The 26,296-nt window shown below is 73.6% G+C and carries 22 protein-coding genes and 1 pseudogene; 8 read left to right on the top strand and 15 right to left on the bottom strand.

Translation table 11 applies throughout. The annotated features are described in order from the left end of the window. Positions 1-16 precede the first annotated feature (16 nt). Positions 17-1,087 (top strand): PhlD, encoded by a 1,071-nt coding sequence (locus ACZ6RC_RS22535; protein ID WP_469586039.1) that lies wholly within the window; start codon positions 17-19, stop codon positions 1,085-1,087. On the opposite strand, the gene ACZ6RC_RS22530 is transcribed toward ACZ6RC_RS22535, so the two are convergent. The 8 genes and pseudogenes from ACZ6RC_RS22530 to ACZ6RC_RS22495 form a co-directional block, all read right to left on the bottom strand. Continuing rightward, a complete protein-coding gene (locus ACZ6RC_RS22530; RefSeq protein ID WP_469586036.1) occupies positions 1,038-3,284 on the bottom strand; it encodes a xanthine dehydrogenase family protein molybdopterin-binding subunit in 2,247 nt (748 codons plus the stop codon). The two genes, ACZ6RC_RS22535 and ACZ6RC_RS22530, sit on opposite strands and share 50 nt — an antisense overlap. Beyond that, a complete protein-coding gene (locus tag ACZ6RC_RS22525; protein WP_469586033.1) occupies positions 3,281-4,306 on the bottom strand; it encodes an FAD binding domain-containing protein in 1,026 nt (341 codons plus the stop codon). Before ACZ6RC_RS22525 ends, ACZ6RC_RS22530 begins: the two co-directional genes overlap by 4 nt. Beyond that, positions 4,303-4,848: a 2Fe-2S iron-sulfur cluster-binding protein gene (locus ACZ6RC_RS22520; RefSeq protein ID WP_469586030.1), complete on the bottom strand. Its 546-nt coding sequence runs from the start codon at positions 4,846-4,848 to the stop codon at positions 4,303-4,305. The genes ACZ6RC_RS22525 and ACZ6RC_RS22520 overlap by 4 nt, the downstream gene beginning before the upstream one ends. Next, complete coding sequence (locus ACZ6RC_RS22515) at positions 4,841-5,317, bottom strand: hemerythrin domain-containing protein (RefSeq protein WP_469586027.1); 477 nt, start codon at positions 5,315-5,317, stop codon at positions 4,841-4,843. Before ACZ6RC_RS22515 ends, ACZ6RC_RS22520 begins: the two co-directional genes overlap by 8 nt. A gap of 80 nt (positions 5,318-5,397) precedes the next feature. Further along, complete coding sequence (locus ACZ6RC_RS22510) at positions 5,398-7,152, bottom strand: PP2C family protein-serine/threonine phosphatase (protein WP_469586024.1); 1,755 nt, start codon at positions 7,150-7,152, stop codon at positions 5,398-5,400. A 347-nt stretch (positions 7,153-7,499) separates the two neighbouring features. Then, positions 7,500-7,967, bottom strand: a pseudogene (locus ACZ6RC_RS22505) (SRPBCC family protein); the annotation flags it as partial. A 162-nt stretch (positions 7,968-8,129) separates the two neighbouring features. Next, entirely contained in the window at positions 8,130-9,674 is a 1,545-nt protein-coding gene (locus tag ACZ6RC_RS22500; protein ID WP_469586021.1) for an FAD-dependent oxidoreductase, read from the bottom strand. A 73-nt stretch (positions 9,675-9,747) separates the two neighbouring features. Further along, positions 9,748-10,410 (bottom strand): HAD family hydrolase, encoded by a 663-nt coding sequence (locus tag ACZ6RC_RS22495; RefSeq protein WP_469586018.1) that lies wholly within the window; start codon positions 10,408-10,410, stop codon positions 9,748-9,750. Between the two features lie 122 nt (positions 10,411-10,532). Between ACZ6RC_RS22495 and ACZ6RC_RS22490 the strand changes: the two genes are divergently transcribed. The 3 genes from ACZ6RC_RS22490 to ACZ6RC_RS22480 all read left to right on the top strand — a co-directional run bounded on the left by ACZ6RC_RS22490 (position 10,533) and on the right by ACZ6RC_RS22480 (position 14,101). Beyond that, positions 10,533-11,180, top strand: a complete 648-nt coding sequence (locus ACZ6RC_RS22490) for a HemK2/MTQ2 family protein methyltransferase (RefSeq protein WP_453617754.1) — start codon at positions 10,533-10,535, stop codon at positions 11,178-11,180. Positions 11,181-11,262: 82 nt separating this feature from the next. Next, a complete protein-coding gene (gene ligD / locus ACZ6RC_RS22485; RefSeq protein ID WP_469586014.1) occupies positions 11,263-12,174 on the top strand; it encodes a non-homologous end-joining DNA ligase in 912 nt (303 codons plus the stop codon). A 124-nt stretch (positions 12,175-12,298) separates the two neighbouring features. After that, on the top strand, positions 12,299-14,101 hold the full coding sequence (locus ACZ6RC_RS22480) for a thiamine pyrophosphate-requiring protein (protein ID WP_469586740.1): 1,803 nt from the start codon (positions 12,299-12,301) through the stop codon (positions 14,099-14,101). 101 nt (positions 14,102-14,202) lie between these two features. On the opposite strand, the gene ACZ6RC_RS22475 is transcribed toward ACZ6RC_RS22480, so the two are convergent. Then, entirely contained in the window at positions 14,203-14,724 is a 522-nt protein-coding gene (locus ACZ6RC_RS22475) for a DUF5709 domain-containing protein (protein WP_391133185.1), read from the bottom strand. 42 nt (positions 14,725-14,766) lie between these two features. Further along, positions 14,767-14,946, bottom strand: coding sequence for a hypothetical protein (locus ACZ6RC_RS22470; protein ID WP_391133183.1), 180 nt, complete (start codon positions 14,944-14,946; stop codon positions 14,767-14,769). 134 nt (positions 14,947-15,080) lie between these two features. On the opposite strand from ACZ6RC_RS22470, the gene ACZ6RC_RS22465 reads away from it, so the two are divergent. Then, positions 15,081-15,290 carry a hypothetical protein gene (locus ACZ6RC_RS22465; RefSeq protein ID WP_391133180.1) on the top strand — a complete coding sequence of 70 codons (210 nt, stop codon included), beginning with the start codon at positions 15,081-15,083 and terminating at the stop codon, positions 15,288-15,290. A 108-nt stretch (positions 15,291-15,398) separates the two neighbouring features. Here the strand turns inward: ACZ6RC_RS22465 and ACZ6RC_RS22460 are convergent, their stop codons facing one another. Further along, positions 15,399-15,809, bottom strand: a complete 411-nt coding sequence (locus ACZ6RC_RS22460) for a four-helix bundle copper-binding protein (RefSeq protein ID WP_391133177.1) — start codon at positions 15,807-15,809, stop codon at positions 15,399-15,401. A gap of 592 nt (positions 15,810-16,401) precedes the next feature. Next, positions 16,402-17,022: a TetR/AcrR family transcriptional regulator gene (locus ACZ6RC_RS22455; RefSeq protein WP_469586009.1), complete on the bottom strand. Its 621-nt coding sequence runs from the start codon at positions 17,020-17,022 to the stop codon at positions 16,402-16,404. Positions 17,023-17,508: 486 nt separating this feature from the next. Between ACZ6RC_RS22455 and ACZ6RC_RS22450 the strand changes: the two genes are divergently transcribed. Both ACZ6RC_RS22450 and cpt read left to right on the top strand, forming a co-directional pair. Continuing rightward, positions 17,509-19,104, top strand: a complete 1,596-nt coding sequence (locus ACZ6RC_RS22450) for a TROVE domain-containing protein (RefSeq protein WP_469586006.1) — start codon at positions 17,509-17,511, stop codon at positions 19,102-19,104. Positions 19,105-19,306: 202 nt separating this feature from the next. Next, positions 19,307-19,828: a chloramphenicol phosphotransferase CPT gene (gene cpt, locus ACZ6RC_RS22445; protein ID WP_391135844.1), complete on the top strand. Its 522-nt coding sequence runs from the start codon at positions 19,307-19,309 to the stop codon at positions 19,826-19,828. A gap of 118 nt (positions 19,829-19,946) precedes the next feature. Here cpt and ACZ6RC_RS22440 read toward each other — a convergent pair whose 3' ends face one another. The 3 genes from ACZ6RC_RS22440 to ACZ6RC_RS22430 form a co-directional block, all read right to left on the bottom strand. Then, positions 19,947-23,042, bottom strand: a complete 3,096-nt coding sequence (locus ACZ6RC_RS22440; RefSeq protein ID WP_469586002.1) for a glycoside hydrolase family 3 N-terminal domain-containing protein — start codon at positions 23,040-23,042, stop codon at positions 19,947-19,949. A 98-nt stretch (positions 23,043-23,140) separates the two neighbouring features. Then, positions 23,141-24,142, bottom strand: a complete 1,002-nt coding sequence (locus ACZ6RC_RS22435) for a LacI family DNA-binding transcriptional regulator (RefSeq protein WP_469585999.1) — start codon at positions 24,140-24,142, stop codon at positions 23,141-23,143. 215 nt (positions 24,143-24,357) lie between these two features. Beyond that, entirely contained in the window at positions 24,358-25,284 is a 927-nt protein-coding gene (locus ACZ6RC_RS22430) for a 4-hydroxy-tetrahydrodipicolinate synthase family protein (RefSeq protein WP_469585996.1), read from the bottom strand. A gap of 71 nt (positions 25,285-25,355) precedes the next feature. Here ACZ6RC_RS22430 and ACZ6RC_RS22425 point away from each other — a divergent pair, with 71 nt between their 5' ends. Further along, entirely contained in the window at positions 25,356-26,279 is a 924-nt protein-coding gene (locus tag ACZ6RC_RS22425) for a LysR family transcriptional regulator (RefSeq protein WP_469585993.1), read from the top strand. The last annotated feature ends 17 nt before the right edge of the window (positions 26,280-26,296 follow it).

Below are 26,296 nucleotides of genomic sequence, written 5' to 3'. Positions count from 1 at the left end.
CCCAGGGGAGTCAGCCTTGACGTATCTCGCCCGGCCCGCCATCGCCCTGCCCGAGCACGTCGTCACCACCGACGAGCTGTGCGAGGACATCCGGCGCGCCCATCCCGACCTGCCCCGGCTCGACGCGTTCCTGCGGATCGCCCGCGCGACGACGGTCGCGACCCGCCACTTCACCCGGCCCCTGTCCGCCCCCACCGTCTCCGGCGACGCCCCCGTCGAGGAACGCAACCGGGCCGCCTACGCGGACGCCCTGCGGCTGGCGGTCCAGGCCGGCCGGCAGGCCCTGACCCACGCCGGCCTGGAGCCCGAGGACGTCGACTGCGTCGTCACCAGCCACACCACCTCCTGGACCGTGCCGTCCCTCGACATCCACCTCGTCCACGAACTGGGCCTGAGACCCGACATACGCCGCATCCCCCTGGCCACCCTGGGCTGCGCGGGCGGCGCGCAGTCCCTGGTCTACGCCCACCGGGACATCGCCCTCCACCCCGGCGCCCACGTCCTCGTCGTGGTGGCCGAGTGCCTGTCCGCGGCCACGTACAACCACGCCGACACCAGCCGCGAATCGATGATCTACAAAGCGCTGTTCGGGGACGGGGCCGCCGCCGTCGTCGCCTCCGGCGCACCGGCACGGCCGGGCCCGCGCCTCCTGCTCGACGACACCTACGAGTACGTCCTGCCCGACAGCATCGAGCGCTACCGGGGCCGGCTGTCCGCGGCGGGCCTCGCCTTCGACTCCGCACCGTCGGCCACCCGCGCCCTGAACGACTGCCTGCCCGCCCTCACGAAATGGCTCGGCGGACGCCCGCTCGACTTCGCGGTCGTCCACCCCGGCGGTCCCCGGATCCTCACCGACGCCGCCCACGGACTCGGCCTGGACCCCGACCCGGCCACCGGCGACCTGACACACTCGTGGGCCAGTCTCGCCGCCCGCGGCAACCTCGGCGGGGGGGCCGTCCTCGACGTCCTGGCCCGGACGTTCGACGCACCGCCCCCTCACGACGCCGAGGGCCTGCTCATCGGATTCGGCCCCGGTTTCACCCTCGCGGCCGCGCGGGGTCGTTTCCTGGATCCGGCCCGTCCGTGAGGTGGGGGAGGAGACGGTCCGGCGTCAGCGGCAGGTCCCGGAGCCGCACGCCCACCGCGTGGTGGACGGCGTTGGCGAGGGCGGCGGCGGTGCCGACGATGCCGATCTCGCCGATCCCCTTGCTCCCCATCGGGTTGAGGTGCGGATCGTCCTCCTCCAGCCAGTGCGCCTCGATCGCCGGCACGTCCGCGCAGGACGGCACGTGGTATGACGCCAGATCGCGCTCGGTGAAGCCGCCGAAGGCCGCGTCGAGGGAGCTGGTCTCCGTCAGGGCCATCCCGATGCCCATCGTCATCCCGCCGATGAACTGGGAGCGGGCGGTACGGGGATTGAGCACGCGGCCCGCGGCGTAGACGCCGAGGAGCCGGCGCACCCGGACCTCGCCGGTCACGGTGTCGACCTGGACCTCCGCGAAGTGCGCCCCGAACGCGTGCCGCGCGTAAGGGGTCTCGCGCCCGGCCTCCTCCGCGGTGTCGGCCGTCGCGGACAGGCCGTCAGGCGGCAGCGCCCCGGAGTGTCCGCGCAGCTTCCCGGCGAGCTCGGTGCACGCCTTGTGCACCGACCAGCCCCAGGACGCGGTGCCCGACGAACCGCCCGCGAGCGAGGCGTCGGGCAGCCCGCTGCTGCCGATCTCGACGCGCACCGACTCCACGGGCGCGCCCAGGGCGTCGGCGGCGATCTGCGCGAGCACGGTCCGCGCGCCCGTACCGATGTCGGTGGCGTTGACGCGGACGGTGTACGTGCCGTCCGGCGCGGCGTGCGCGGCGGCCGTGGAGGGGCTGACCAGCACGGGATAGGTGGCGGCGGCCACGCCGGTGCCGAGCAGCAGGTCCCCTTCACGGCGCACGCCGGGCCGGGGGTCGCGGCGGTCCCAGCCGAAGCGCCGGGCCCCCTCGCGGAGGCAGTCGACGAGGTGCCGGCTGCTGAACGGCCGCCCGCTGTCCGGCTCGGTGTCCGGTTCGTTGCGCACGCGCAGTTCCACCGGGTCGATACCGGTGGCGACGGCGAGTTCGTCCATCGCCGACTCCAGGGCGTACATCCCCGAGGCCTCGCCCGGAGCGCGCATCCAGGAGGGCGTCGGCACGTCGAGGGCGACCACCCGGTGGACGGTGCGGCCGGCCGGCGAGGTGTACATCGTCCGGGCCGGGACGGCGGCCTGCTCGACGAACTCCTTGACCGTGGACGTGTGGGTGACGATCTCGTGGGCGAGCGCCGTGATGACGCCGTCGCCGCCCGCGCCGATCCGGACGCGCTGCACGGTCGGCGCCCGGTGGCCCACGACGGCGGCGAGGTGCGGGCGGGGGAGGGCCAGCTTCACCGGCAGACCGGTGTGCCGGGCGGCCATCGCCGCGAGCACCACATGGGGGCGGGGCGTGCCCTTGCTGCCGAAGCCGCCGCCGACGTGCTCGGACACGACGGTGATCGCCTCGGAGGGCAGGCCGAACAGGCCCGCCAGGGTGTCGCGTACCGTCGTCGACCCCTGACTCGAGTCGTGCACGGTCAGCCGGCCCTCGTCGTCCCACCAGGCGGTGGCGGCGTGCGGTTCCATCGGATGGTTGTGCTGCGCCGTCATGGTGTACGTCGCGTCGACCCGGACGTCGGCGGCGTCGAAGGCCGCGTCGAAGTCGCCGCGTTCCCGCACGGCCGGGTGGCCGCCGTTGGCCTCCTCCGGGGTGTAGAGCCCCGGGTGGTCGGCCCGGAGCCGTACGTCGTGCTCCTCGGTCGCGTACTCCACGCCCAGCGCCTCGGCGGCGGCCCGGGCGTTCTCCGGGGTGTCGGCCACCACGACGGCGACGTACCACCCCCGGTGGGGGACCCGGTCGTCCTGCAGCACGGCGAGCGTCGGGTCGTCCGGGGTGCCCAGACGGGGCGCGTTCGTATGGCTGAGGACGGCCTGGACACCGGGGAGCGCCAGAGCGGCGTCACTGTGGACGGCGGTGACGCGGCCGCGGGCGACGGTCGCCGGCACGGGCCAGGCGTACGCGCAGCCGGGGGGCGTGTGTTCGGCCGCGTACCGGGCCGCGCCCGTCACCTTCAGCCGGGCCTCGCGGCGCGGCACGTCGCTGCCGAGGGCGTCGGCGGGCTTCCGGCCGGCCGCGGTCCTCGGCTCCGCGGCGGATGCCGTGGCCCGCGGGGAGGCGGCGTCCTGCCGGTCGTCGTCGGCGAGGCGATCGGTGGGGGAGAGTCGGTCGTTCATGACGGGGTCCGGTCTCCTTCGGCGCCGCCCGCTCCGTCGGAGGAGGCGGCGAGGTGGCTGAGGACGTCGACGGCGAGGTTCCGCGCCAGCGTCACCTTGAAGCCGTTGTCGCGCAGCGGCTCGGCCGCGGCGAGTTCCGCGTCGGCCGCCCGGGCGAAGGTCTCGGCGGTGGCGGGCGCCCCGCGCAGCACGTCCTCGGCGGCCCGGGCGCGCCACGGCCGGTGCGCGAGCCCGCCGAAGGCGAGCGCCGCGTCCGCGACGACCCCGTCCTCCACACGCACGACGGCGGCGACGGAGGCGAGGGCGAACGCGTACGACGCGCGGTCCCGGGCCTTGCGGTAGGCGCTGCGCGTTCCCGCCGGGCGGGGCGGCAGGGTGATGCCCGTGACGAGTTCACCCGGGCGGATGACGGTGTCCCGCTCGGGGGAGTCGCCGGGCAGCCGGTGGAAGTCCGTCACGGGGACCGAGCGCGTCCCGTCCGCGCCGCGCAGCCGCACCACGGCGTCGAGGGCGGCCAGCGCGACGGCCATGTCCGAGGGATGGGTCGCCACGCAGTGGGCCGAGTGGCCGAGGACCGCGAGATCGCGGTGGGCCCCCTCCCGGGCGGGACAGCCCGTGCCCGGCTCCCGCTTGTTGCAGGGCTTCGACGGGTCCTGGAAGTACGGGCAACGGGTGCGCTGGAGCAGGTTCCCGCCGGTGGTGGCGGTGTTGCGCAACTGCCCGGAGGCACCGGACAACAAGGCCTGCGAGAGAGCGGGGTACCGCCTCCGGACCGCCGGATGGGCGGCCAGGTCGCTGTTGCGGACGCTCGCCCCGATGTCGAGGCCCCCTTCGGGCGTCTCCTCGACCGTGTCCAGCGGCAGCCGGCTCACGTCGATGAGGAGTTCCGGGGCGGCGACCCCCAGCTTCATCAGGTCCACCAGATTGGTCCCGCCGCCGAGGAACTGGGCCTCGGGGTGGGTGCCGAACGCTTCGATGGCCTCGTCGGCCGTACCGGCGCGGAGATAGGCGAACGGCTTCATGGCGTCGCCACCTCCTGGATCGCGTCGACGATGTTCGGATAGGCGCCGCAGCGGCAGAGGTTGCCGCTCATGCGCTCCCGGATCTCCTCGGCGTCGAGCGCGGCGGGACCGCCCTCGGACGGCCGGTCCGGGGGCGTCACCAGGGAGGGGTGCCCCTCGGCGGCCTCGCCGAGCATGCCGACGGCGGAACAGATCTGCCCGGGGGTGCAGTAGCCGCACTGCAGGGCGTCCCGGGCGACGAACGACTCCTGGACCGGGTGGAGCAGGCCGTCCGCGCCGAGGCCCTCCACCGTGGTGACCTCCGAGCCGTCGCACGCCACGGCGAGCAGCAGGCAGCTGTTGGCCCGCCGCCCGTCGACGAGGACCGTGCACGCCCCGCACTGCCCGTGGTCGCAGCCCTTCTTGGCGCCGACGAGGTCCAGGTGCTCCCGCAGGGCGTCCAGCAGGGTGGTGCGGTTGTCCAGACGCAGCGTCCGCGGCGAGCCGTTCACGGCCAGCGAGACGTCACCGGTCCCGCCCGGTGCCGGGGCGGGGCTAGGCATCGGTGGCGCTGGGGACGGCGAGCGGGTCGCGCGGAGCCGACTCCTTGGCCTTCCGCATCTCGTCGCCGAGTTCGACCAGGCGGTTGCGCCCCAGGGCCTTGCGGACCTCGGGGAACCACTCCTGCTCCTCCTCCTCGACGTGGTGGCGGACGTTCTCCATCAGGACCGACATCTTCGCCTTGAAACGCTCGTCGGCGGGCTCCATGTCCTTGAGCTCGGAGAGCATCCACACCACCGCGTGGTGCTCCTCGACGCTCTCCAGGATGTGATCGGTCGTGTCGGGGGCGCCTTCGCGGGCCGCCGGATAGAAGATTTGCTCCTCGATCCAGGCGTGCACCGTCAGCTCCTCGATCACCTGGTCGACGATGCTCCGCCGCTCTGAGTGCGCGTCGTCGTCGGTCTTCTCGAACTGCTTGAACAGCTTCTCGACCGTCTTGTGGTCCTCGCGCAACAGCACGATCCCGTCCATGGAGGGCTCGCCTTTCTGTCATGGTTTGTGGTGGTGAATACCCTGGGGGGCTTCCCTTCCCCCGATCCGTCGGTCGTATGTCAGTCGACCCGGATCGCCAGCAGGCACGCGTCGTCGTCGTGCCCCGAGCGGGCGTGGTCCTCGACCAGCCGGTCGATGGTCTGGTGCGGGGTGAGCCCCGCCGCGTCCCCCACCGTCCGCACGAGCCGGTCGATGCCCTCCGTGATGTCCTCGCCGCGCCGCTCCACCATGCCGTCCGTGTACATCAGCAGCAGGTCACCGCGTTGCAGTGGGTACGCCGACGTCTCGTACGCGTACCCCGGCAACGCCCCGAGCAGCGGCCCCCGCTGCTCGGTGGCGAGCGGGAAGGCGCGGCCCTCGCGGCGCACCACCGGCGCCGGGTGCCCCGCGTCGGCCCAGTGCAGGACCCGGTCGGCGTCGAGGTGGCCGGCGATCGCCGTGGCCGTCTGGCCCGACGGATCGCTGCACACCAGCTCGTTCAGCCACGTCATGATCTCCCCGGCCGGGGCGCCGGTCTGCGCCAGACCCGCCAGCGCGTGACGCTGCTGCGCCATCCGGGCCACGGCCTCCAGCCCGTGCCCGCAGGCGTCGCCCATCGCGACCAGCACCCGCCCGTCGGGAAGGAGACGGCACTTGTACCAGTCGCCCCCGACGGCCGAGTCGGCCTCGGAGGGCTGGTACGCCGCCGCCACCGTCAGACCGACCGCGGCCAGCTGCTCCGAGTGGGTGGGCAGCAGCGCCTCCCGGAGCATCCCCGCGACCTCGCGCTCCGCCTCCGCCTGCTGCCGCAGGCGTTCCGTCTCCCGCTCCGTCTCCACCAGCCGACGGCGGCTGCGCATCTGCGGCGTGAGGTCGCGGGCGACGAGGTGCACGGCCCACGGCCGCCCGTCCGTCCCGGCGACCGGCCGGCCCAGCAGGTCGAGGGTCCGCACCTCTCCGAGGACCAGGAAGCGGATCCGGGTCCACGCGGGCTCCTCCCCGGCGAGGACGGCCGTGATGAACTCGGCGAAGGCCGTGGTGTCCGCGGGGAGCAGCGCGTCGCAGAGCTCCTCCAGCGACCACGGCATGTTCAGGTCCGTACGGAAAATCCGGCTCAGCCCCTCGGACCACGTCACCTTGCCCGACAGCAGGTCCCAGTGGCCCCAGCCCATCGACGCGAGGTGCTGGGCGTCCACGGTCAGCAGCTCCGCCTGGCTGCGGACCGGGCGCCAGGTGGCGACCAGCTGGCCGCCGCAGGAGGCGGCGCAGTAGAGCAGCTGGGCGCGGTGGAGGCGGCCGAGCCGTTCCTCGGTGTAGTCCACGACCACGCTCTCCATGGGGAGCCCGGTGGTGAGGGTCTCGCTGAGCGCCGCGAGCAGACCGCTCGCGGCGGCGCCCGGCCGTGCCTCCATGAACCGCTGGCCCACCTGATGGGCCGGCGCCTCCAGCCACTCCGCCGACCGGATGTGGTTCCCGGCCCGGATGACGAAGTCCACGACGCCGCCGTCGTCGTCGCGCACCGGCGCGAGGAGCGCCGCCGACACGGGGATCGCGGGCAGGGTGGCGCAGATGCACGACCAGGGATCGTGCTCCTCGTCGTCCACGCCGACGGGCCTGCCGTCCTCCTGCTTGCCGCACACGCAGGACGTGGAGAGCGAGGCGTCGGCCCTCCGGGGCAGGACGGCCGTGCTCTGCAGCGGGGAGGCGCGGTCCTGGGCCAGCGGCGGAGGCTGGCGCGTCCCCGTCTTGCGCCGTACGTCGGCGCGCAGGGCGGCGATCTCGCGCCCGATGACCGCCTTGAGCTCGGTCACGTCGTCGGGCAGAGGAAAGTTCATGACTACCTCGGGGGTAGTGGGGGTGGGGGTGACGCCCGTCGGCCGGACGACCCCCAGAATCCCGTGCCGGACCGGTCCCGCCGTGGTGCCGCGCCGGGCGGGTGGGACGCGGGGGAGCGGGATCCCGCCCGGCCCTGCGGCCGGCGGCGGATCCCGCCCGCGATGCCCCGTCAGCCGTGCCGCATGTCGTCCGGGTCGACCGGCAGGTCGGAGCCGGGCCCCGGCATGGGACGGCCGGGCCCGGGGTTCCCGGCGGCGGGCACGCCCATCGTCCCGGTCCCGCTGCTGGTACCGGTGGCGGAGGTTCCGGTGTCCGTGGCGGCGTGTGCGGTGCCGGTGCCCGTGCCGGTGGCGGTCTGGCCGGGGGCGATGCGCCCACGCCAGCCACCGGTCTCCCGGCCCCGCTCCTCGATGAAGCCCTTGAACCGCTTCAGATCGCCCTTGACCCGCCGGTCGAGGACGCCCATGGCGTCACCGGCCTTCTCCGCCACGCCTTCCGGCTCGAAGTCCATGGCCAGACTCACCCGGGTGTGCGCATCGTCCAGCCGCTGGAAGGTCACCACACCCTTCTGCCGGCTGTCACCGCCCACCGTCCGCCACGAGATCCGCTCGTCCGGCAACTGGTCCACGATCTCCGTGTCGAACTCCCGCCGCACCCCCGCCACCTTCGTCTTCCAGTGACACAGCCGGTCGTCCACCTGCCGGACGTCCTCGACCCCCTCCATGAAGCTCGGGAACTCCTCGAACTGGGTCCACTGGTTGTACACGTGCCGTACCGGCACATCCACCTCGATGGACTCCTTCACCATGCTCACGGAAACTCCTCCTCGACTCACACGGAAAACGGCGGTGCGCCGGGTGCCAGGACCGCACTCACAGCCTGGCAAACCCGGGCAAAATGCGCTTTCCCGTGGATGAGGGGTTCAACCCCGCGGGGCCATACGCCGTCCCGCCGCGCGGGTCTCCCGGCCGCCCGGTCACTCCTCCGGATCCCGCCGTTCCAAGGGCTTCAGGGCCGGTCCTTGCAGGACCTCTCCGTCGACGTCGAAACGGGAGCCGTGGCAGGGACACTCCCAGGTCCGTTCGGCGTCGTTGAAGGCCACCAGGCACCCCAGGTGCGTACAAACCGCCGACACGGCGTGAACGGTCCCGCCGTCCTCCCGGAACACCGCGCACGGGTGGCCTCCGAGCCGCAGCACCTCGCCCGAGCCGGGAGCCACGTCGGCCACCGTGCGCCCCGCACCGGAGCCGAGCGTGTCCAGGCGGTCCTTGACGAAGTGCTTGCCCGCGTCCCACTGGGCCTTGAGCACGGAGGGCGCCGAGCGCGCCACGGTGGCGGGCCGGCGCGGGTCGTAGAGCTCGACCCACTCCGGCTCCGCCGGGGCGTCCCCCAGCAGCGAGCCGAGCAGCAGGCCGGCGAGCACGCCGCCGGCCATGCCCCAGCCGCCGAAGCCCGTCACCACGTACACATGGCCGTCGCCGTGGTGCAGCGGGCCGATGAGCGGCACGGTGTCGGTCGCGGCGTTGTCCTGGGCCGCCCAGCGGTGACTGATCTCCACGCCGGGGAACCGCTCGCGCGTCCACCCCTCCAGCCGGCGGTAGCGCTCCTCGGTGTCCGGTTCGGTGCCCGGCGTGAAGGCCTCACCGGTCACGATCAGGAGCCTGCCGTCGCCGTACGGGGCCGTGCGTACGGAACGTTTCCCCTGTTCGCGGGTGATGTACATGCCGGCGGGATCCTGGTCCGCGGGAAGCGGCCCCGCCACCACCAGGTCCCGGTGCTGGGTGAGACGGGTGGTGAGCATCCCCCGGTCGAAGACCGGGTGGTGGGTGGCGACGACCACGTCCCGCGCGGTGACCGTGGCACCGGACTCCGTCGTCAGCCGGCAGGGCTCGCCCCGGTGCAGGCCCACGACGCGGGTCTCCTCGTGGATCCGTCCGCCGCGCGCCGTCAGGTCGTCGGCCAGCCCCCGGAGGTACTTCCGTACGTGGAACTGGGCCTGACCCTCGACGCGCACCGCGCCCGCGACGGGGTACGGCAGACCCGTCTCGGTCGTGAAGGAGGCGTCGAGGCCCGCCTCCCGGGCGGCCTCGGCCTCGGCACGCAGCTCCTCGACGCCGTCCGGGTCCTCGCAGTAGGTCAGGGCCGGCCGCTCCTCCAGCTCGCAGTCGATCCCCAGCTCGGCGGCCACGTCGCCCACGTGGCGCAGGGCGGCCATCTGGGAGCCGGCGTACGCGCGGGCCGCCTCCGCGCCTCGCGACGCGCGCAGCTCGGCATAGACGAGGGTGTGCAGGGCGGACAGCTTGCCGGTGGTGTGACCGGTGACGCCGGCCGCGATCCGGTGCGCCTCCAGGACGACCACGGACAGGCCCGCGCGGCTGAGCTCCCAGGCCACGCTGAGCCCGGCGACGCCCGCCCCGATCACCGCCACATCGGCCTCGGTGTCGGCGGTCAGCGGCGGATACGCGGGGATCGCCGCCGTCCGCATCCAGTGGGAGCCATGGGGAGCGGAGAGTTCGTTCATGCGGCGCGCTTGCCCGGAAACGCCCGGAGAATGCGTGCCGGGCGGGCCGGGGCGCGGGCGCCCGGGGCGGGGTTCACTCCGGTGCCAGCGGGCTCTCCGCCAGCCGGGCGAGCAGCTCCGCGGGGTTTGCGTACACGGCGCCGGCCCCGGCGGCCCGCAGATCGTCGGCCGGGATGCCGCCGCACAGCAGCCCGACGCAGGAGACCCCCGCGCGGGTCCCCGCCTTCATGTCCCACACGGTGTCCCCGACCAGGACGGCCCGCTCCGGCTCTCCGCCGACCAGGTCCAGGGCGTGGCGTACGGGCTCGGGCGCCGGCTTGCCGTCCTCGACGTCGTCGGAGCTCGCCGTCCGCGCGATCACGTCGTCCGCGTCGACGGCCCGGCGCAGCGCCTCCAGCTCGCGTCCGCTCGCCGAGGTGACCAGGACGACCGTCCAGCCCTGCGCGGCCACCGTCCGCAGCAGCGTCCCCGCGGAGTCCATGGCCGGCAGCCGGTCGAAGTAGGTGGCGTACAGCGTCTTGTGCGCGGCGCTGATGGCAGAATCCTCCGCCGTGTCGCGGTCGTCGCCCAGCAGCCGGGCGATGAGGTCCTCGCCGCCGAGCCCGATGGACCGGTGGATGGCGTGCATGGGGACGTCGTGGCCCGCTTGGCGGAACGCCTCCCACCATGCCGTGACGTGCAGATGGTTGGTGTCGGTCAGGGTGCCGTCGACGTCGAACAGGGCTGCACGGGTCATCCTCGGTCGCCTCCTCCGCGTGGTGTCGCGTTGCGGCGCGGCTACCCCTTCACCAGGGGAGAAATCGTCGCCGATCCGTCAGGAGTGGAAACCCGCCGTGCGGGCACTTGCGGTTCATGCGCATGATCAAGCCTCCGGGCGTGTACGCCCCCCAGGGAGACACGGAACTGCTGCTGGAGGGCCTGGCCGGCGAGGAGGTGCCGTCGGGCACCCGTTCGCTGGACCTGTGCACCGGCACCGGCGTCCTCGCCATCGCCGCCGCCCGCCGCGGTACCGCCGCCACCGCCGTCGACGTCTCGCACAAGGCCGTCGCGACGGCCTGGGTCAACGCACGACTGCACGGCTGCCGGATCCGGCTGCGCCGGGGAGACCTGGGCGAGCCGGTGGCGGGGGAGCGGTTCGACCTGGTCACCGCCAACCCGCCGTACGTACCGGCCGAGAACCCCGAGGTGCCCACGCGCGGCCTGGACCGCGCCTGGGACGCGGGCCACGACGGGCGCCTGCTCCTCGACCGCATCTGCCGGCAGGCCCCCGTGCTCCTGTCCCCGACCGGGGTCCTGCTGCTCGTCCAGTCCTCGCTCTCGGGCGTCACGGCGACGCTGGACGCGCTGCGCCGCGCCGGCCTGGGCGCCGACGTCGTCCGCAGCCGCGCGCAGCCCTTCGGTCCGGTGATGTCGGCGCGGGCCCGGTGGTTCGAGGACCGGGGCCTGGTCGCCACCGGTCTGCGCACCGAGGAACTGGTCGTCATCCGGGCGACCCCGGCGCGCTGACGGCGGGCGGACCGGGCGGACCGGGCGGACCGGGCGGACCGGGCGGGACGACGACCTTGCACCGCACCGACGGAGGAGGGCGATGACCGGCGCGAAGAAGAGCATCCGGATCGGCGGGCACGCCGTCGAGTACAGCCGTCCCGAGAAGCCGCTGTTCCCCGACGACGGCCTCACCAAGGCCGACCTCGTCGCCTACTACCGCCGGATCGCCCCGAGGATGCTGCCGCATCTGCGCGGGCGGCCGCTGATGCTGGAGCGTCACCCCGACGGGATCGACGGCGGGGCGTTCATGCAGAAGGATCTGCCCGACCACTTCCCCGACTGGGTGCACCACGCCGAGCTGCCCAAGTCCGACGGCTCGGTCGCCTATGTGCTCTGCGACGACACCGCCACCCTGGTCTATCTCGCCGGGCAGGCGTGCATCACCCCGCACCGCTTCCTGTCCAAGGCCGACCGGCCGGACCACCCCGACCGGCTGGTCTTCGACCTCGACCCCTCCGGCGACGACTTCGCCCTCGTGCGGGAAGCGGCCCGGCAGCTGCACACCCTCCTGGAGGAGGTCGACCTGCCGTCCTCCGTCATGACGACGGGCTCGCGCGGTCTGCACGTCATCGTCCCGCTGGACCGCCGCGCCCCCTTCGACGACGTCCGCGCGTTCGCCCGCGACCTCACCGGACTCCTCGCGGCCCGACACCCCGACACCCTCACCACGGAGGCCCGGAAGAAGGCACGCGGAGACCGGTTGTACCTCGACATCCAGCGCAACGCGTACGCCCAGACCGCCGTGGCGCCCTATGCCGTACGCGCCCGCCCCGGCGCCCCCGTCGCCGCCCCCGTCACCTGGGACGACGTCGAATCCGCGGAACTCACCGCGGACCACCGCCGGCTGGCCGACATCGAGGAGCTGCTCGCGGAGGACCCCTGGCGGGACGCCCCGCGCCGCGGCCGCTCCCTCGCTCCGGCCCGCCGACGCCTCGCGGCCCTCCGCCGCTGAGGGCACACCGGAACCCGGGAGCGGGGCGAGCGGCCCGGGCCGTGGGGGAGTCCGAAGCGGAACTCGGAGCAGGAGACGAAGGGGGAGGGGGACCCACCGAGTGAGGGAGAGGATTTCCGTGTCGATGAAGGTGTCCGACTACGTGCTGCGACGGCTGCGCGCCTGGGACGTGGAACAGGTCTTCGGCTACGCGGGCGACGGCATCAACGGCCTGCTCGCCGCCTGGGGCCGAGCCGACGACCACCCCAGGTTCGTCCAGGCCCGGCACGAGGAGACGGCCGCGCTCCAGGCGGTGGGCTACGCCAAGTTCTCCGGCCGCACCGGCGTCTGCGTGGCGACCTCGGGGCCCGGCGCCATCCATCTGCTCAACGGCCTCTACGACGCCAAGCTCGACCACGTCCCGGTGGTGGCGATCGTGGGGCAGACCAACCGCAGCGCCATGGGCGGCTCCTATATGCAGGAGGTCGACCTCCACAGCCTCTTCAAGGACGTCGCCGCGGACTACTGCGAGACGGTCACCGTGCCGGAGCAGCTGCCGAACGTCATCGACCGCGCGATGCGGACGGCCACCGCCAAGCGGACCGTCACCGCCGTCATCATCCCCGCCGACGTGCAGGAACTCGACTACTCCCCGCCCGAGCACGCCTTCAAGATGGTGCCCTCCAGCCTCGGGGGCGCCTCCTACGCCCCGCTGCCCGGCGACGAGGACCTGGCCCGCGCGGCCGAGATCCTGAACGCGGGGGAACGGGTCGCCGTGCTCATCGGCCAGGGAGCGCGCGGGGCGCGGCCGGAGGTCGAGATGGTGGCCGAGACGCTCGGCGCCGGAGTGGCCAAGGCCCTGCTCGGCAAAGACGCGCTGCCCGACGACCTCCCGTACGTCACCGGGGCGATCGGCCTCCTCGGGACCAGGCCCAGCTATGAACTGATGCGGGACTGCGACACCCTCCTGGTGATCGGCTCCAGCTTCCCGTACACCCAGTTCCTGCCGGAGTTCGATCAGGCGCGGTCGGTACAGATCGACATCGATCCGTTCATGATCGGACTGCGCTATCCGTTCGAGGTCAATCTGGTGGGCGACGCCAAGGCCACCCTGACCCGGCTCCTGCCGCTGCTCCACCGCAAGAAGAGCCGGAAGTGGCGCGAGAAGACCGAGAAGAACATCGCCCACTGGGCGGAGGTCATGGAGCGCCGGGCCGCCGTGGAGGCCGACCCCGTCAACCCGGAGTACGTCGTCCACGCCCTCGACCCGCTGCTCCCCGACGACGTCATCGTGACCGCGGACTCCGGCTCCTCGGCCAACTGGTACGCCCGCCACCTGACGTTCCGCGGCACGATGCGGGGCTCGCTGTCGGGCACGCTCGCCACCATGGGGTGTGCCGTGCCGTACGCGCTCGGTGCCAAGTTCGCCCACCCCGGCCGGCCCGTCGTGGCGATCGTCGGAGACGGCGCCATGCAGATGAACGGCATGGCCGAACTCGTCAGCGCCGCCAAGTACTGGCAGGAGTGGGACGATCCGCGACTGGTCGTCGCCGTCCTCAACAACCGCGACCTCAACCAGGTCACCTGGGAGATGCGGGCGATGAGCGGCGCACCGCAGTTCCTGCCCTCCCAGGCGCTGCCCGACGTGCCGTACGCCGACTTCGCCCGGTCCATCGGGCTGGGCGGCCGGCGCGTGGAGAAGCCCGATGACGTGCGGGGCGCGTGGGAGTGGGCGCTGGCCCAGGACCGGCCCTGCGTCCTCGACTTCCTCACCGACCCCGCCGTACCGCCCATCCCGCCCCACGCCTCGCCCGACCAGATCGAGGCGGCCACCCAGGCCGTTCTCCAGGGGGACAGCGACCGGGCCGCGGTCGTCAAGCAGGGAGTGAAGGCGAAGGTCCAGGAGCTGCTGGCCTTCCGCAAGTCGCCGTCCGGAAAGAAGCGTTGACGACGGACGGCCCGAGCCCCGGTCGCGGAGCCGTCGCCGGACCGGCACGGCGATACGGCGGGAAGGGCCCACCCGGCCCTTCCCGCCGTACCGTGCTGGGCCTACGCCTCGCCGTCCTCGGCCTCGATACCGGTGTCCACGTGCATCGCGGCCTCCTCGGCCGCGGCGGCTCCGCCGTCGATGCCGACATCCCGGGCCAGTACGCCGACGCTCCGGCCGGGTGCCGGCTCGACCACCGGCACCAGGCGACCCGCGCGCGTGGCGCCGGACTCCCGGTCCACGGGCTCGCCCTCGCCGCCCGGGAGATCGCCGATCCCGTCACCCGCCGGGGGCTGGGTGTCGGGCAGTTCCTGGGCCAGACGCGCGTCCAGCGACTCGCCCTCGCTCTGCTCGCGGCCGGTCGTGCCGTGACGGGTGACGGCGTGCGGCCGGTCGGGCGGGGCGTAGCCCTGGTCGAGGGTGACGTCGAGTTCCTCGGCTCCGATGGCGTTCTGCAGATCGAGGTCGTCGGTGGGACGGTTGCCGACGTCGGAGTGGGTCGGCTGGTACACGTCGTCGCCGCGCCCCTCGATGTCAGGCGACGCCGGGTCGCCGTCGGTCCGGTCGGCTTCGTCGTGGGGCATCATCCGCTCCTTCCCGCGTGGCGCCGCCCCCGCGGGGCGGAGCTACCGTGCGCGGTTGTCGTCGTGGTCGTCCGGCGGCGGCTCCTGCCCGAACCGGGCGGCTCCACGGCGCAGGCGTACCGCGGCCTCTCCCATCTCCCGGAGCAGGCGGCTCGCCACCTCGTCCATGGAGTCTCCGGAGGGGTCGCTCTGTTTGCGCTCTTCCTCGTGATCCGGTGTCACGGGGCGCGGGTACCCGGAATCCATCCCTCCAGTCCCGTGCCCCCGTCTTCCCTCCCCGGCGCCGCCGCATCCCCGCGCCGAATCAAGATCGTCCCGGAGTGCATAGCGGCGTCGCGCGGGGGCACCAGCTCACCATGAAAGCCCTGATCACGGTGCACAGGCTCTCCCCGACGGGCGGACGGCGAGTGACGACGCACGGCACCATCCTCGGTATCGCCTATGACGACTGGGATCTCATCGAGCTCGCCCGCGGCGCCGGCATCGAGGACCCGGAGTCCCTCGTCGGCGACGACCGGCAGGTCGAATGGCGTGGCGGCCACCCGCACCAGTACGAGGCCGCGTAACGCGTCCCGAAGCCCGCCGGGCGGCGCGCGCCCCCACCCGGGCACGCCCGTCGGCCGTGCCTTTCCTCCGGCCGGGAACCCTCCCGCGAGGGCTCCCGGCCCGGGCTTCTAGCCCAGGGAAGCCATGAGGTCCGCGCAGGCCTGTTCGCACGAGCGGCACGCCTCGGCGCACACGCGGCAGTGCTCGTGGAGGTCGGCGTGGGACGCGCATTCGTCGCCGCAGGCCTTGCAGGCCACGGCGCACGCCTGGAGGATCGCGGCGGTGATGTGAGCGTCGTACCCCGTGTGACGGGAGAGGACGGAGGCCGTCGCCGTGCAGATGTCGGCGCAGTCCATGTCCGTACGGATGCACTTCGTCAGGTCGCCCACCATGCCCTCGGAGAGACAGGCGTCCGCGCAGGCGGTACACGCCTGGGCGCAGGCGACGCACTCCTCGATGCAGCGGGTGAGCTTGGCCTGGTCGATGCCGCCCAGGTCGGCCGGGTACGTGGCGATCATGTCCCTCACAGTGCTGGACATCAGGATCGGCCTCCTCACCCCGGAGGGCCGGCGGAACCGGATCGGCCGCCCGTGAGCCCCCGGTACTCCCATCTCACCTCTCCCGGCCCGCGTCCGCGCGCCGAAGACGATGCCGGGAGGGCACCCCGAGGGGGTGTCCGGGGCGGCGGCCGTCCACCCGTCCGGCCCCTCGCCGGGTGTCGGCGGAGAAGCGTCGGGTAGGCGACGCTCATCACCTCGACCCCGTACAGGACGAGGGTCGACCGACCACGACGACCAGGTGGTGTCATGGGTACTCCTCCCACCGATCCCGTACCTCCGAGCCCCACGCCCTCGCCGGGGCCGGGCCCAGGACCCGAGCCGGTCCTGTCCCCGGACCGGTGCCCGGCCCCGGCGGGCCCGACCCGGTGCCTCCGACGCCGCCCCGGCCCGAGCCCGATCCCGAGCCGCCGCCGGCCCCGCGCCCCGACCCGCACCCGAGGCCCGGCCCGCTGCCCGGGCCCGTGCCGGCCCCCGGACCCGCGACCTGAAGGCGGCGGCCCGCGCGCGAGGCCGCCGTCGTCGCCGGCGGAAAGCGCGGGCGGCTGTCCCGGCGGCCGCTTCCGGCACCCCTTCAGGGCGGAGGCGGCCCGGCGGTCTCCGCGGATACGCGAACGCCCGCCAGCCAGTCGTCCAGCAGCCGGACCTGCCGCTCCGGGGGCAGCTCCGCCGGCGCGAAGAGCGCCTGGACGACCAGGCCGAGGGCGAAACTCTGCGCGGCCGCCGCCAGATCCTCTGCCGAGGACCCAGTGGGGAGTTCACCGAGCCGCTGGGCGTCCGTGACGTGCCCGGTGAGCCGGGTCCGGGAACGGCGGTAGCGCTCCGCGTGCTCGTCGGCGAGTTCGGGATCGGCGAGCGCGATGTCCCATGAGGCCACCCAGGTCCGGTTGGCGGCGGCCGCCTCAGGAGTGAGCGGCAGGATGTCGAGCAGCGCCGCGCGCAGGGCGGCGAGGCCCTGGCCCGAGGCCGTGCGGCGCGGCCGCCGCTCGGACCGCTCGGCGAGCACCTCCAGGGCGGTCCGGAGCAGGGCCCGCTTGCTCGGGAAGTAGTGGGTGAGCAGCCCGGTCGTCGCGCCCATCTCGCCGGCCACCGCCCGCAGGGTCAGCCCGCCGAAGCCCCGGTCGGCGAGGACGCGCCAGACGGCCTCGGAGACATCGCGTCGACGGGCGTCATGGTCTCCACGAGCAGGGGGCATGCCGCCATCGTACATAGCAAGCGTTTGGTACGTCCCCGTCCCCGTCCCCGTCATCGGCAAGGGCCCCGGCCTCCGCCCCCGCCCGCCCGGCCCGCCTGCGCGAAAACCCTTGGCGCGGCGGTGCGGCGCCCTCCTACAGTGATCCACGTCCGGGTGCGACACCCAGCGGCACCCCGGACGCCACGACATCACGACAGCACGCACCTCCCGGTGCGCAGGCGGCGGCTCCTTCATTCCATGAACTCAGGCCGCAGCCACTTCTGATCTCGGGAGGCACAGCAGTCGACGAGGGTGCCCGGTGCGCAGGCAACGGATACTTCATGGGGAACCGCCGGTTGCGGGTTCAAGTCCCGCCGCGCCTCCGGGCGTGTAGCTCAATCGGTAGAGCAGCAGTTATATGGACCGTTGCCGACTCCTGATCTCGGGCACCCTCGCTCACTCCCGCCGCTGTGTCCCCGGGCCCGTTCGAATTCGGGGGAATTCGCCATGGCTCGTTTCAACACCCGCGCCACCAGGACGCGCATCGTCTCGCCCGTCGTCTCCACCGCCGTTCCGGCCCGCACCCACGAGGGCGGGGCGAGCGTCCTCCGGGACGCCCGGTCCGAGCTGTTCGTGCTCGCGGTCGCCAACTTCGTGTCGCAGTCGACCTTCTACGAGACCGGCGCGCGCCGTGACGACCGCTTCGGCGCGCTCGTCCGCGCGCTGGCCGTCGACGACCCGGAGTGGACCGCGGGGCTGCTCGCCTGGCTGCGGCGCGACGGCAACATGCGGACCGCGTCCCTCGTCGGCGCGGCCGAGTACGTCAAGGCACGCCTCGACGCGGGCGCCGAGGACGGCCCCGCCAACCGGCAGGTCGTCGCATCCGTCCTGCTGCGCGCCGACGAGCCCGGCGAACTGCTCGGCTACTGGACCTCCACGTACGGACGCGCCGTCCCCAAGCCCGTCAAGCGCGGCATCGCCGACGCCGTGCGCCGGCTCTACACCGCCAGAACGCTGCTGAAGTACGACACCGCCTCCAAGGGCTACCGCTTCGGCGACGTCCTCAACCTGGTCCACGCCTCGCCCGACCCCGACAAGCCGGGCCAGGGCGAGCTGTTCCGCTACGCGCTGGACCGCCGGCACCACCCGGAGACCGCCGTGCCCCCGGCCTCCGCGAGCACCCTCGTCGCCCACCGGGCGCTGATGGAGCTGCCCGTCGAAGAACGGCGCGCGGTCGTCACGGCGCCCGACGGACCGCGCCGGCTCGCCGACGCGGGGATGACCTGGGAGGCCCTCGCGGGATGGCTGCAGGGTCCGATGGACGCCGCGGCCTGGGAGGCGGTCATCCCGTCGATGGGCGCCATGGCGCTCGTCCGCAACCTGCGCAACTTCGACCAGGCGGGAGTCGGCGACGAGGTCGCGGCCCGGGTCGCCGCGCGGATCTCCGACCCGGCCGTGGTGGCGGCCTCGCGTCAGTTCCCCTTCCGCTACCTCGCCGCCTACCAGCACGCGCCGTCGCTGCGCTGGGCCCACCCGCTGGAGAAGGCGCTCGGCCACTCCCTGGCGAACGTGCCGGAGCTGCCCGGCCGGACGCTGGTCCTGGTCGACCGCTCGGCCTCCATGTGGGACCGGCTCTCGGACCGCTCGCAGCTCAACCGGGCCGACGCGGCGGCCCTCTTCGGCGCGGCGGTCGCCCTGCGGGCCGCCGAGGCGGACCTGGTGGAGTTCGGAACCGGCAGCGCCCGCGTGCGGTACGGCGAGGGCGAGTCGCTCCTGAAGGTCCTCGGCCGCTTCGGCAGCCTGGGCGGCACCGACACCACCGCGGCCGTCCGCGCGCACTACCGGGGCCACGACCGGGTCCTGATCGTCACCGACGAACAGGCGGCGTACAGCAGGTACGGCGACCCGACCCGGCAGGTCCCGGACCACGTGCCCGTCTACACCTGGAACCTCGCCGGCTACCGGGTGGGCCACGCCCCCTCGGGCAGCGGCAACCGGCACACCTTCGCGGGCCTGAGCGACGCGGCGTTCCGCATGGTCCCGCTGCTGGAAGCGGGCCGGAACGCCGACTGGCCCTGGAAGGGAGCGGAGTCCGCCCGCTGACGGCGGGCCGCTCGCCACACCGGACGGCACCACGCCCTTGTCCGGCGGTGAGACCGCCGGACAGGCCCCGGGACCTGTTGCGAACGTCCCGTCCGGCTGGGGACGGCCGGGCGCGGTCCGCCCGCCGGTGGTGGGTGGACGCGCGCGAAATCCGCTCGACCGGTCGTCACCACGCCCCTACAGTGGCGCGGTGACGACCCGGATGATCATTCTCAACGGCGGTTCCAGCACGGGGAAGACCGGCATCGTCCGGTGCCTCCAGGCCGTCCTGCCGGACCCCTGGCTGGCCTTCGGCGTCGACGCGTTCGTCGACGCCCTGCCCGCCTCCCTCCGGAGCTCCGACGACGGAATCGCCTTCGCCCCTGGCGGCGAGGTGAGCGTCGGGCCGGAGTTCGCGGCGCTGGAGGCGGCCTGGCGGGAGGGGATCGCCGCGATGGCGCGGGCCGGTGCCCGGATCGTCGTCGACGACGTCTTCCTCGGCGGGGCGGCTTCCCAGGAGCGCTGGCTGCGGGCGCTCGGCGGGCTGCCGGCCTTGTGGGTCGGCGTCCGCTGCGACGCCGAGGTGGCCGCCGGCCGCGAGCTCGCCCGGGGCGACCGGACGGTCGGCATGGCCGCCCTCCAGTCGGAGGTGGTGCACCGGGGCGTGCGCTACGACCTGGAGGTGGACACCACCCGCGCCGAGTCGCTGGACTCCGCGCGGACCATCGCCGCCCACCTCCCCTGACCGGCCGTCAGCGGCGGCGTCCGCGCGGAGCGACGCGCCGCACACGCGGGGGGTACGAGGCCGGTCGCCCGGCCCCGCACCCCCCGCCTCCCGTGCCGCTCCCCGTCCTCCGGCCCGCTCAGGCGGCCCGGTAGGCGGCGGTCAGGCGGGCGACGGCTCCCGTCAGGTCCCCGGTGAGCAGCCGGTGGTCCGCCTCGGCGAACGGCTTGGCCGTCGCCTCCGTGATGTCCTGGCCGATCTTCTGCTGGACGATCAGCCGCGCCCTGCCGACCAGCTCCCTGCCCTGCGCCGAGCCCCCGAGGCCCGTCGCCTGCAGCACCTTGGCGGCGACACCGATGGCCCGCAGCGCGGTCTCCCCGCCCGCCGGAGCCTTGCCGAGCGTGGTCAGCCCCCACCCGTACGGGAACTGCGGGTCGTAGGCGGTGTCACCGACGTTGATCGGCATCTGGGCCTCGGACTTCGGCCAGGTGACGGGGAGCTGACCGGTGAACGGCTGCTTGCCGTACAGGACGTCGGCCACGCCGCCGCCCTCCGTGCCGGGTAGCCAGGACGCGACCAGCGCGTCGATCGCGCCCAGCCGGTCGCCGATGAGCTGCGGCCGGCCGGAGACGACCAGGACCGCGCACGTCATCGCGGCGCAGACCTTGTCGACCGCGGCCTTGTCGGCGGCGGACAGTTCGAGGTCGTGGCCGTTTCCGACGTCCCCGAAGCCCTCGGCGTAGGGCGTCTCGCCGACCACGACGACACCGATGTCGTAGCCGTCGGTCGGCTCCGACGCGTCCTTGGAGTACGAGATCCGGGCGCCGGGGGCGGCCTTCCTCATCCCTTCGAGGATCGTGGTGCCGGTGGTGGTCCGGCCCGACGAGCCCTGCCAGCTGATGGTCCAGCCACCGGCCTGATTGCCGAGGTCGTCGGCGTTCGATCCGGCGACATACACCTTCTGCGACGTCTTCAGCGGCAGCGCGGCCCCGTCGTTCTTGAGCAGCACCTGGGACGCGGCGACCGCCTCCCGCGCCACGGCACGGTGCTCGGGCGAGCCGACCGCACCGAGGTGCGTGGTGTCGGCGTACGGCTGCTCGAAGAGACCGAGCCTGAACTTCTGCGTCAGGATCCGCGAGACCGCGTCGTCGACACGGGCCTGGCTGACCCGCCCGGCCGTCACCTCCTCCCGCAGGATCCGGGTGAAGTCCTGGTAGTTGGTCGGCACCATGATCATGTCGAGCCCGGCGTTGACCGACGTGCGCACGTCGCTCGGGTAGTCACCGGGGATCTGGTCGATGGCCTGCCAGTCGCTGATGACGAAGCCCTCGAAGCCCATCCGGTCCTTGAGCACCCCGTTGATCATCTCGGCGTTGGCGTGCATCTTCACCGGGCCGCTGTCGTCGCCCAGGATGTCCAGCGAGGAGTACGACGGCATGACCGTGCCCGCGCCCCGCTCGACCGCCTCGGCGAACGGCGCGAGGTGCACCGCCTCCAGCTCCTCACGGGTGACCTTGGTGACGCCCTGGTCGATGGTGTACGAGCCGGTGGTCGAGGAGCCGAACGCGGTGCCGCCGTCACCGACGAAGTGCTTGGCGCTGGTGAGCACCTTGTCGTTCCGGTCGAGGTCCGTGCCGTTCCGGGCCCCCTGCATGCCGTTGATCACGGTCTCCATGGCCGTCACCAGGGCGGGGTCCTCGCCGAACGCCTCGTACGACCGGCCCCAGCGCTCGTCCCGGGTCACGCAGAGGCAGGGCGCGAAGTCCCAGGGGATGCCGGTGGCGCGCACCTCCTTCGCGGTGACGGCGCCCGTCCGCTCGGCGATCCGCGGGTCACGGCCGGCGCCGATGCCGATGTTGTGCGGCATGATCGTCGACCCGATGACGTTGTTGTGACCGTGCACGGCGTCGACGCCGTAGATCAGCGGGATCTGGAAGCGGGTCGCCTGGGCGCGCAGCTGGTAGGCGTCGACCATCTTCGCCCAGGCCTCGGGGGTGTTGGGCGTGGGCACGGAGCCGCCGCCGGAGAGCAGCGAACCGAGGTCGTAGGAGGCGATGTCGCCCTGCGACTTCAGCGCGTTGCGCTCGGCCTGCGTCATCTGGCCGGCCTTCTCCGCGAGGGTCATCCGCCCCAGCAGGTCGGCGACCCGCTTCTTCACCGGCAGCCGCTTGTCGAGGTACGGCAGACCATGGGCGTTCACCACGACCAGTGGCGTCTCGGCCGGGGCCTTGGCTCCGGTGACGGTCAGCCTGAGCGGGATCGTCTCGGCGGCCTCGGCCGCACCGTCCTTCGTGGTCGCCACGGCGACCGTCCGGGAGGTGCCTGAGGGGGTGCCGGCCGGGAAGGTGACGCTGCCGGCGACCGGGGTGAAGTCCCGGCCCGCCTCGGCTCCCGCGCCCTCGCCCTCCGTCGTGTACGCGACGGTGACGGGCTCGTCGATCGGTCCGGAGCCCGTGGTGGCGACCGTCAGCTTCACCCGGGCGGTGCCGCCCTCGGCGACCGGGTACACGGCGGCGTCGGTGACGACCTTGGTGTTCAGGGCCGGTTCGGCCTTCCCGTACACCTCCACACCGTCGAGGGCGAAGGAGCCGGGGGAGCCGGGCGGCAGGGTCAGGGCGTACCCCCACATCGCGTTCAGGCCGAGGATCTGGTCGATTCCGCCGACGGGCTGGTAATCCGCGCGGTACTGGAAGTCGGCGAACGGGATCTCGACGAGGTGCCAGCCCTCCCAGTCGTCGGTGAACGACGTGGTCCACAGCTCGGACGCCTCGCCGTTCGCGCCGCCGTCCTTGAGCTCGAAGTGGACGCGCTTGCCCGAACCGGGCGGCAGCGGAGCCGTGTTCTGGCCGTACCACCAGAAGCGGATGCCCTTGAACGCCGTCCAGTCGTGCGGCGGCGCGTCGAAGGCGAAGTCGTGGCTGAGGCCGCCCCAGCCGCTGATGTCGTAGTCGCCCTCCAGGACCTTGTCGCCCTCGGGGGCGTCGGCCCGCTCCGCGATCCGCAGCGTCGGCTGGTCGTCGGCATCGCTGCCCCAGGTGAAGATGCCCTCAGCGGGCGGGTTCGCGAAGGGGATCTCCCCCTCGAACCGGTCGACGGCCACCGGTACGGGCTCCTCGGCGCGCGCCCCGGTGCCGGCGGCCGCGCTCGGCAGGGCGCCGGCGAGGAGACCGCCGAGGACGGCGGTGGCCGCGACCAGCGCCGTACTCGTTCTGCTCCTGAAGCGGGATCGTGGCATTGCGGCTCCTTCTGCGGACGGACGGACTGACTGACGGACGGGTCGGCGGGTGGACGGGCGGCGGGCGGCCGAGGGCCTCGGCCGGTGGTGCGCCGCGGTCAGGGTGTGCGAGCCGGGTGGTCAGGGGCCGGGGCGGAGCGGCGCACGACGAGTTCGGTGGGCAGGACGACGGGTTCGTCAGGGAGCGTGCCTCCGGCGAGTCCGGCGAGCAGCATCCCGGCGGCCGTCTCGCCCATCCGCCGCATGGGCTGCCGGACGGTGGTCAGCGGCGGCTCGGTGTGACGGGCCATCGGGATGTCGTCGAACCCCACGACCGCGACGTCCTCCGGGACCCGCCGGCCTGCCTTCCGCAGGGCGCGCAGGGCGCCCGCGGCGATGAGGTCGTTGTGCGCGAAGACGCAGTCGAAGTCCCGGCCCCCGGCGAGGGCCCGCTCCACACCGGCCCGCCCGGTCTCCTCGGTGAACTCGCCCTCGACGACCAGGTCGGAGGGCAGGACGTCCAGGAATCCGGCCAGCCGGTCCCGGACGCACCCGAAGTCCCGGCGTCCGGTGATGACCAGGGGACGGGTCCGGCCGGAGGCGGCCAGATGGGCGGCGGCGGACGAGCCGCCGGCGTGGTTGGTGGTGGCGACGGAGGGGAACTCCGGGTGGTGGCCGCGGTCGTCGACGAGGACGACCGGCAGCCCCCGGCGGTGCATGGCGGTGATCGTGTCGAGGGTGTTCTCCGGCTCGACGACCAGCAGCCCGTCGAACGCCCGGGCGGAGACCTGCCCGGCGAAGTGGGCGACGGAGTCTGCGCCCCGGTTGCAGGTGAAGAGCAGCAGTCCGTAGCCCGCGGCTTCGACGGTGTCGGCGACCCCCTGGAGGACTTCGCCGACCCAGGGCCAGGTCAGCGACGGGATCAGCATGCCGATGGTCCGGCTGCTGCCGCGCGCCAGTCCGACCGCCCCGGAGCTGGGCACGTATCCCAGGACACCGATCACTTCACGAACGCGGGCGGCGGTCGCGGCGTCCACCTCGGCGCCGGTGTTCAGGACCCGGGAGACGGTGGTCTTGCTGACACCCGCCTCACGTGCGACGTCGGCGATGGTGACACGCATCGGGGGAGCCTCCGCGGCGGGGGACGGGCAGGGCTGACATCGGTGTCGGAACCGGTACCGGAACCGGTTCCGGCACGGTGCGGTGAGTCAACCGCCCGCCCTCCGTGCCGTCAATACTTCACGTCGACATCGGCCGAATCCCAAGTGCCGCCTCTTGGGGGCCGGTTGCGTGTTCAAGTCATGAATACTGGGTCCCCCCGGGGTCACGGGCCGTCTCAGGCCGCAATCTCCTGAGGGGCACGGCGGGTCCCGGCAGCGGCCAGCTCTGCCGCTCGCCCGACTACATCGGCGGAGGCGGCCAGCAGCGGCAGCCGGACGGCCGGGCTGGGGATACGGCCCTGGGCGTGCAGCACCCCCTTGATCACGGTCGGGTTCGGCTCGGCGAAGAGCGCGGCGGACAGCCGGGCCAGCTCGGCTCCCAGCCTGCGGGCCGGCCCGGTGGCGTCGCGCTGCCACAGCGAGATCAACTCGGCGTAATCAGCGGTGCGGACATTGGCCGACGCGAGGACGCCGCCGTGGGCGCCCGCCGCGAGCAGCGGCGAGATGACGGCGTCATCGCCGCCGAGCACCGCGAAGCCCGGGATCGACGACCCGAGCAGTTCCATCGCGGCAGCGTCGATCACCCCGGTCGCGTACTTGACCCCGACGACCTGCGGGAGTCGCCCGATCGCGTGCAGCGCGCCGGTGCCGAGGGGCTGAGCGGTGCGGTACGGGATGTCGTAGACGACCAGCGGCAGACCCCCGTGTGCGGCGAGCGCCGTGAAGTGCGCCAGCGTTCCCGCCTCGCCGGGCCGGGTGTAGGGCGGCGCGGGAACCAGCGCCGCGGCGACGTCACCGCTCCGAGCGAGCTCCCGCAGGGTCGTGACGGCGGCGGCGGTGTCGTTCGTGCCGACGCCGACGATCAGCGGAACTCCGTAGGCCCGGCAGGCGTCCGCGCAGATACGGACCACGGTCCGCTTCTCCTCGGGGGTCAGCGTGGCCGCCTCCGCGGTGGTGCCCAGGGCGACGAGTCCCCGGGCGCCGCCGGCCGACAACGCCTCGTCGGCGAGGCGGGCGAGCGCGTCCGGGGCGAGACGCAGGTCGTCGGTGAACGGGGTCACCAGGGGGACGAACAGGCCGGTGAGATGCGCTTCGGGCTTCATGCGCCCAGCCTGACCGACATCGACCCGGTAGTTCCAGCTCATGTTTCTACGCCTATGCGTAAGCTCAGCTTATGCTCGATGTCCGACGTCTCCACCTGCTGCGCGAACTGGACCGACGCGGCACCATCGCGGCCGTCGCCGAGGCCCTGACCTTCACCGCCTCGGCCGTCTCCCAGCAACTGAGCGTGCTGGAACGCGAGGCGGGCGTACCCCTGCTGGAACGCAGCGGCAGACGGGTGGTGCTCACTCCCGCCGGCCGCACCCTCGTCACCCACGCCGATGCCGTCATCGAACGCCTCGAACGGGCGGTCTCCGAGCTGGCCGGGGCACGCGAGGGCATCGGCGGGCCGCTGCGGATCGGGACGTTTCCCTCCGGCGGCCCCGCGATCGTGCCCGCCACACTGGCCGAACTGGCCCGGCGGCATCCCGCGCTGGAACCCATGGTGAAGGAGATCGACTCGGCGCGGGTCTCCGACGGCCTGCGCGCCGGCGAACTCGACGTGGCCCTCGTCCACGACTACGACTTCGTGCCCGCGTCACCGGACGCCACGGTCGACCGGGTGCCCCTGCTGGAGGAGCCGGTGTACCTGGCCACCGGCGGCGCTCCCGCCACCGGTCGCACCGCCCCCGGCGAAACCCTGGCGGAGCTGCTCGGACCATGGGCCACGTCCCCGTGGATCACCGCCAGGGACGGCACGACCGGTCACGCGATGGCGGTACGCGCCTGTCAGGCGGCCGGTTTCCAGCCGCGCATCCGCCATCAGGTCAACGACTTCCGTACGGTCCTGGCACTGGCCGCCATCGGGCAAGGCGCCGGATTTGTACCGGAGATGGCCACCGCCCACGCTCCCGATGACGTGGTCCTGACCCGGCTTCCCCTCTTCCGCCGCTCGAAGGTCGCCTTCCGCGCGGGCGGCGGCACCCACCCGGCGATCGCGGCCTTCGTGGCGGCGGCGCGCACGGCGGTGGGCGCCACGGCCGTGGCTCCTCACTGATCGCTTCCGTGGTCACA

Source organism: Streptomyces sp. NPDC048353 (genome assembly GCF_055587165.1).
The sequence above is the reverse complement of the archived record's forward strand: the minus strand, read 5'-3'. Positions and strand labels throughout refer to the sequence as shown.

Coding starts and splice junctions, on each gene's coding strand:
- ACZ6RC_RS22430 (WP_469585996.1), bottom strand. CDS start 25,284: ATGAAGCCCGAAGCGCATCTCACCGGCCTGTTCGTCCCCCTGGTGACC.
- cpt (WP_391135844.1), top strand. CDS start 19,307: ATGATCATTCTCAACGGCGGTTCCAGCACGGGGAAGACCGGCATCGTC.
- ACZ6RC_RS22465 (WP_391133180.1), top strand. CDS start 15,081: ATGAAAGCCCTGATCACGGTGCACAGGCTCTCCCCGACGGGCGGACGG.
- ACZ6RC_RS22495 (WP_469586018.1), bottom strand. CDS start 10,410: ATGACCCGTGCAGCCCTGTTCGACGTCGACGGCACCCTGACCGACACC.
- ACZ6RC_RS22525 (WP_469586033.1), bottom strand. CDS start 4,306: ATGAAGCCGTTCGCCTATCTCCGCGCCGGTACGGCCGACGAGGCCATC.
- ACZ6RC_RS22425 (WP_469585993.1), top strand. CDS start 25,356: ATGCTCGATGTCCGACGTCTCCACCTGCTGCGCGAACTGGACCGACGC.
- ACZ6RC_RS22460 (WP_391133177.1), bottom strand. CDS start 15,809: ATGTCCAGCACTGTGAGGGACATGATCGCCACGTACCCGGCCGACCTG.
- ACZ6RC_RS22480 (WP_469586740.1), top strand. CDS start 12,299: ATGAAGGTGTCCGACTACGTGCTGCGACGGCTGCGCGCCTGGGACGTG.
- ACZ6RC_RS22440 (WP_469586002.1), bottom strand. CDS start 23,042: ATGCCACGATCCCGCTTCAGGAGCAGAACGAGTACGGCGCTGGTCGCG.
- ACZ6RC_RS22530 (WP_469586036.1), bottom strand. CDS start 3,284: ATGAACGACCGACTCTCCCCCACCGATCGCCTCGCCGACGACGACCGG.
- ACZ6RC_RS22475 (WP_391133185.1), bottom strand. CDS start 14,724: ATGCCCCACGACGAAGCCGACCGGACCGACGGCGACCCGGCGTCGCCT.
- ACZ6RC_RS22490 (WP_453617754.1), top strand. CDS start 10,533: ATGATCAAGCCTCCGGGCGTGTACGCCCCCCAGGGAGACACGGAACTG.
- ACZ6RC_RS22515 (WP_469586027.1), bottom strand. CDS start 5,317: ATGGACGGGATCGTGCTGTTGCGCGAGGACCACAAGACGGTCGAGAAG.
- ACZ6RC_RS22435 (WP_469585999.1), bottom strand. CDS start 24,142: ATGCGTGTCACCATCGCCGACGTCGCACGTGAGGCGGGTGTCAGCAAG.
- ligD (WP_469586014.1), top strand. CDS start 11,263: ATGACCGGCGCGAAGAAGAGCATCCGGATCGGCGGGCACGCCGTCGAG.
- ACZ6RC_RS22510 (WP_469586024.1), bottom strand. CDS start 7,152: ATGAACTTTCCTCTGCCCGACGACGTGACCGAGCTCAAGGCGGTCATC.
- ACZ6RC_RS22450 (WP_469586006.1), top strand. CDS start 17,509: ATGGCTCGTTTCAACACCCGCGCCACCAGGACGCGCATCGTCTCGCCC.
- ACZ6RC_RS22455 (WP_469586009.1), bottom strand. CDS start 17,022: ATGCCCCCTGCTCGTGGAGACCATGACGCCCGTCGACGCGATGTCTCC.
- ACZ6RC_RS22520 (WP_469586030.1), bottom strand. CDS start 4,848: ATGCCTAGCCCCGCCCCGGCACCGGGCGGGACCGGTGACGTCTCGCTG.
- ACZ6RC_RS22500 (WP_469586021.1), bottom strand. CDS start 9,674: ATGAACGAACTCTCCGCTCCCCATGGCTCCCACTGGATGCGGACGGCG.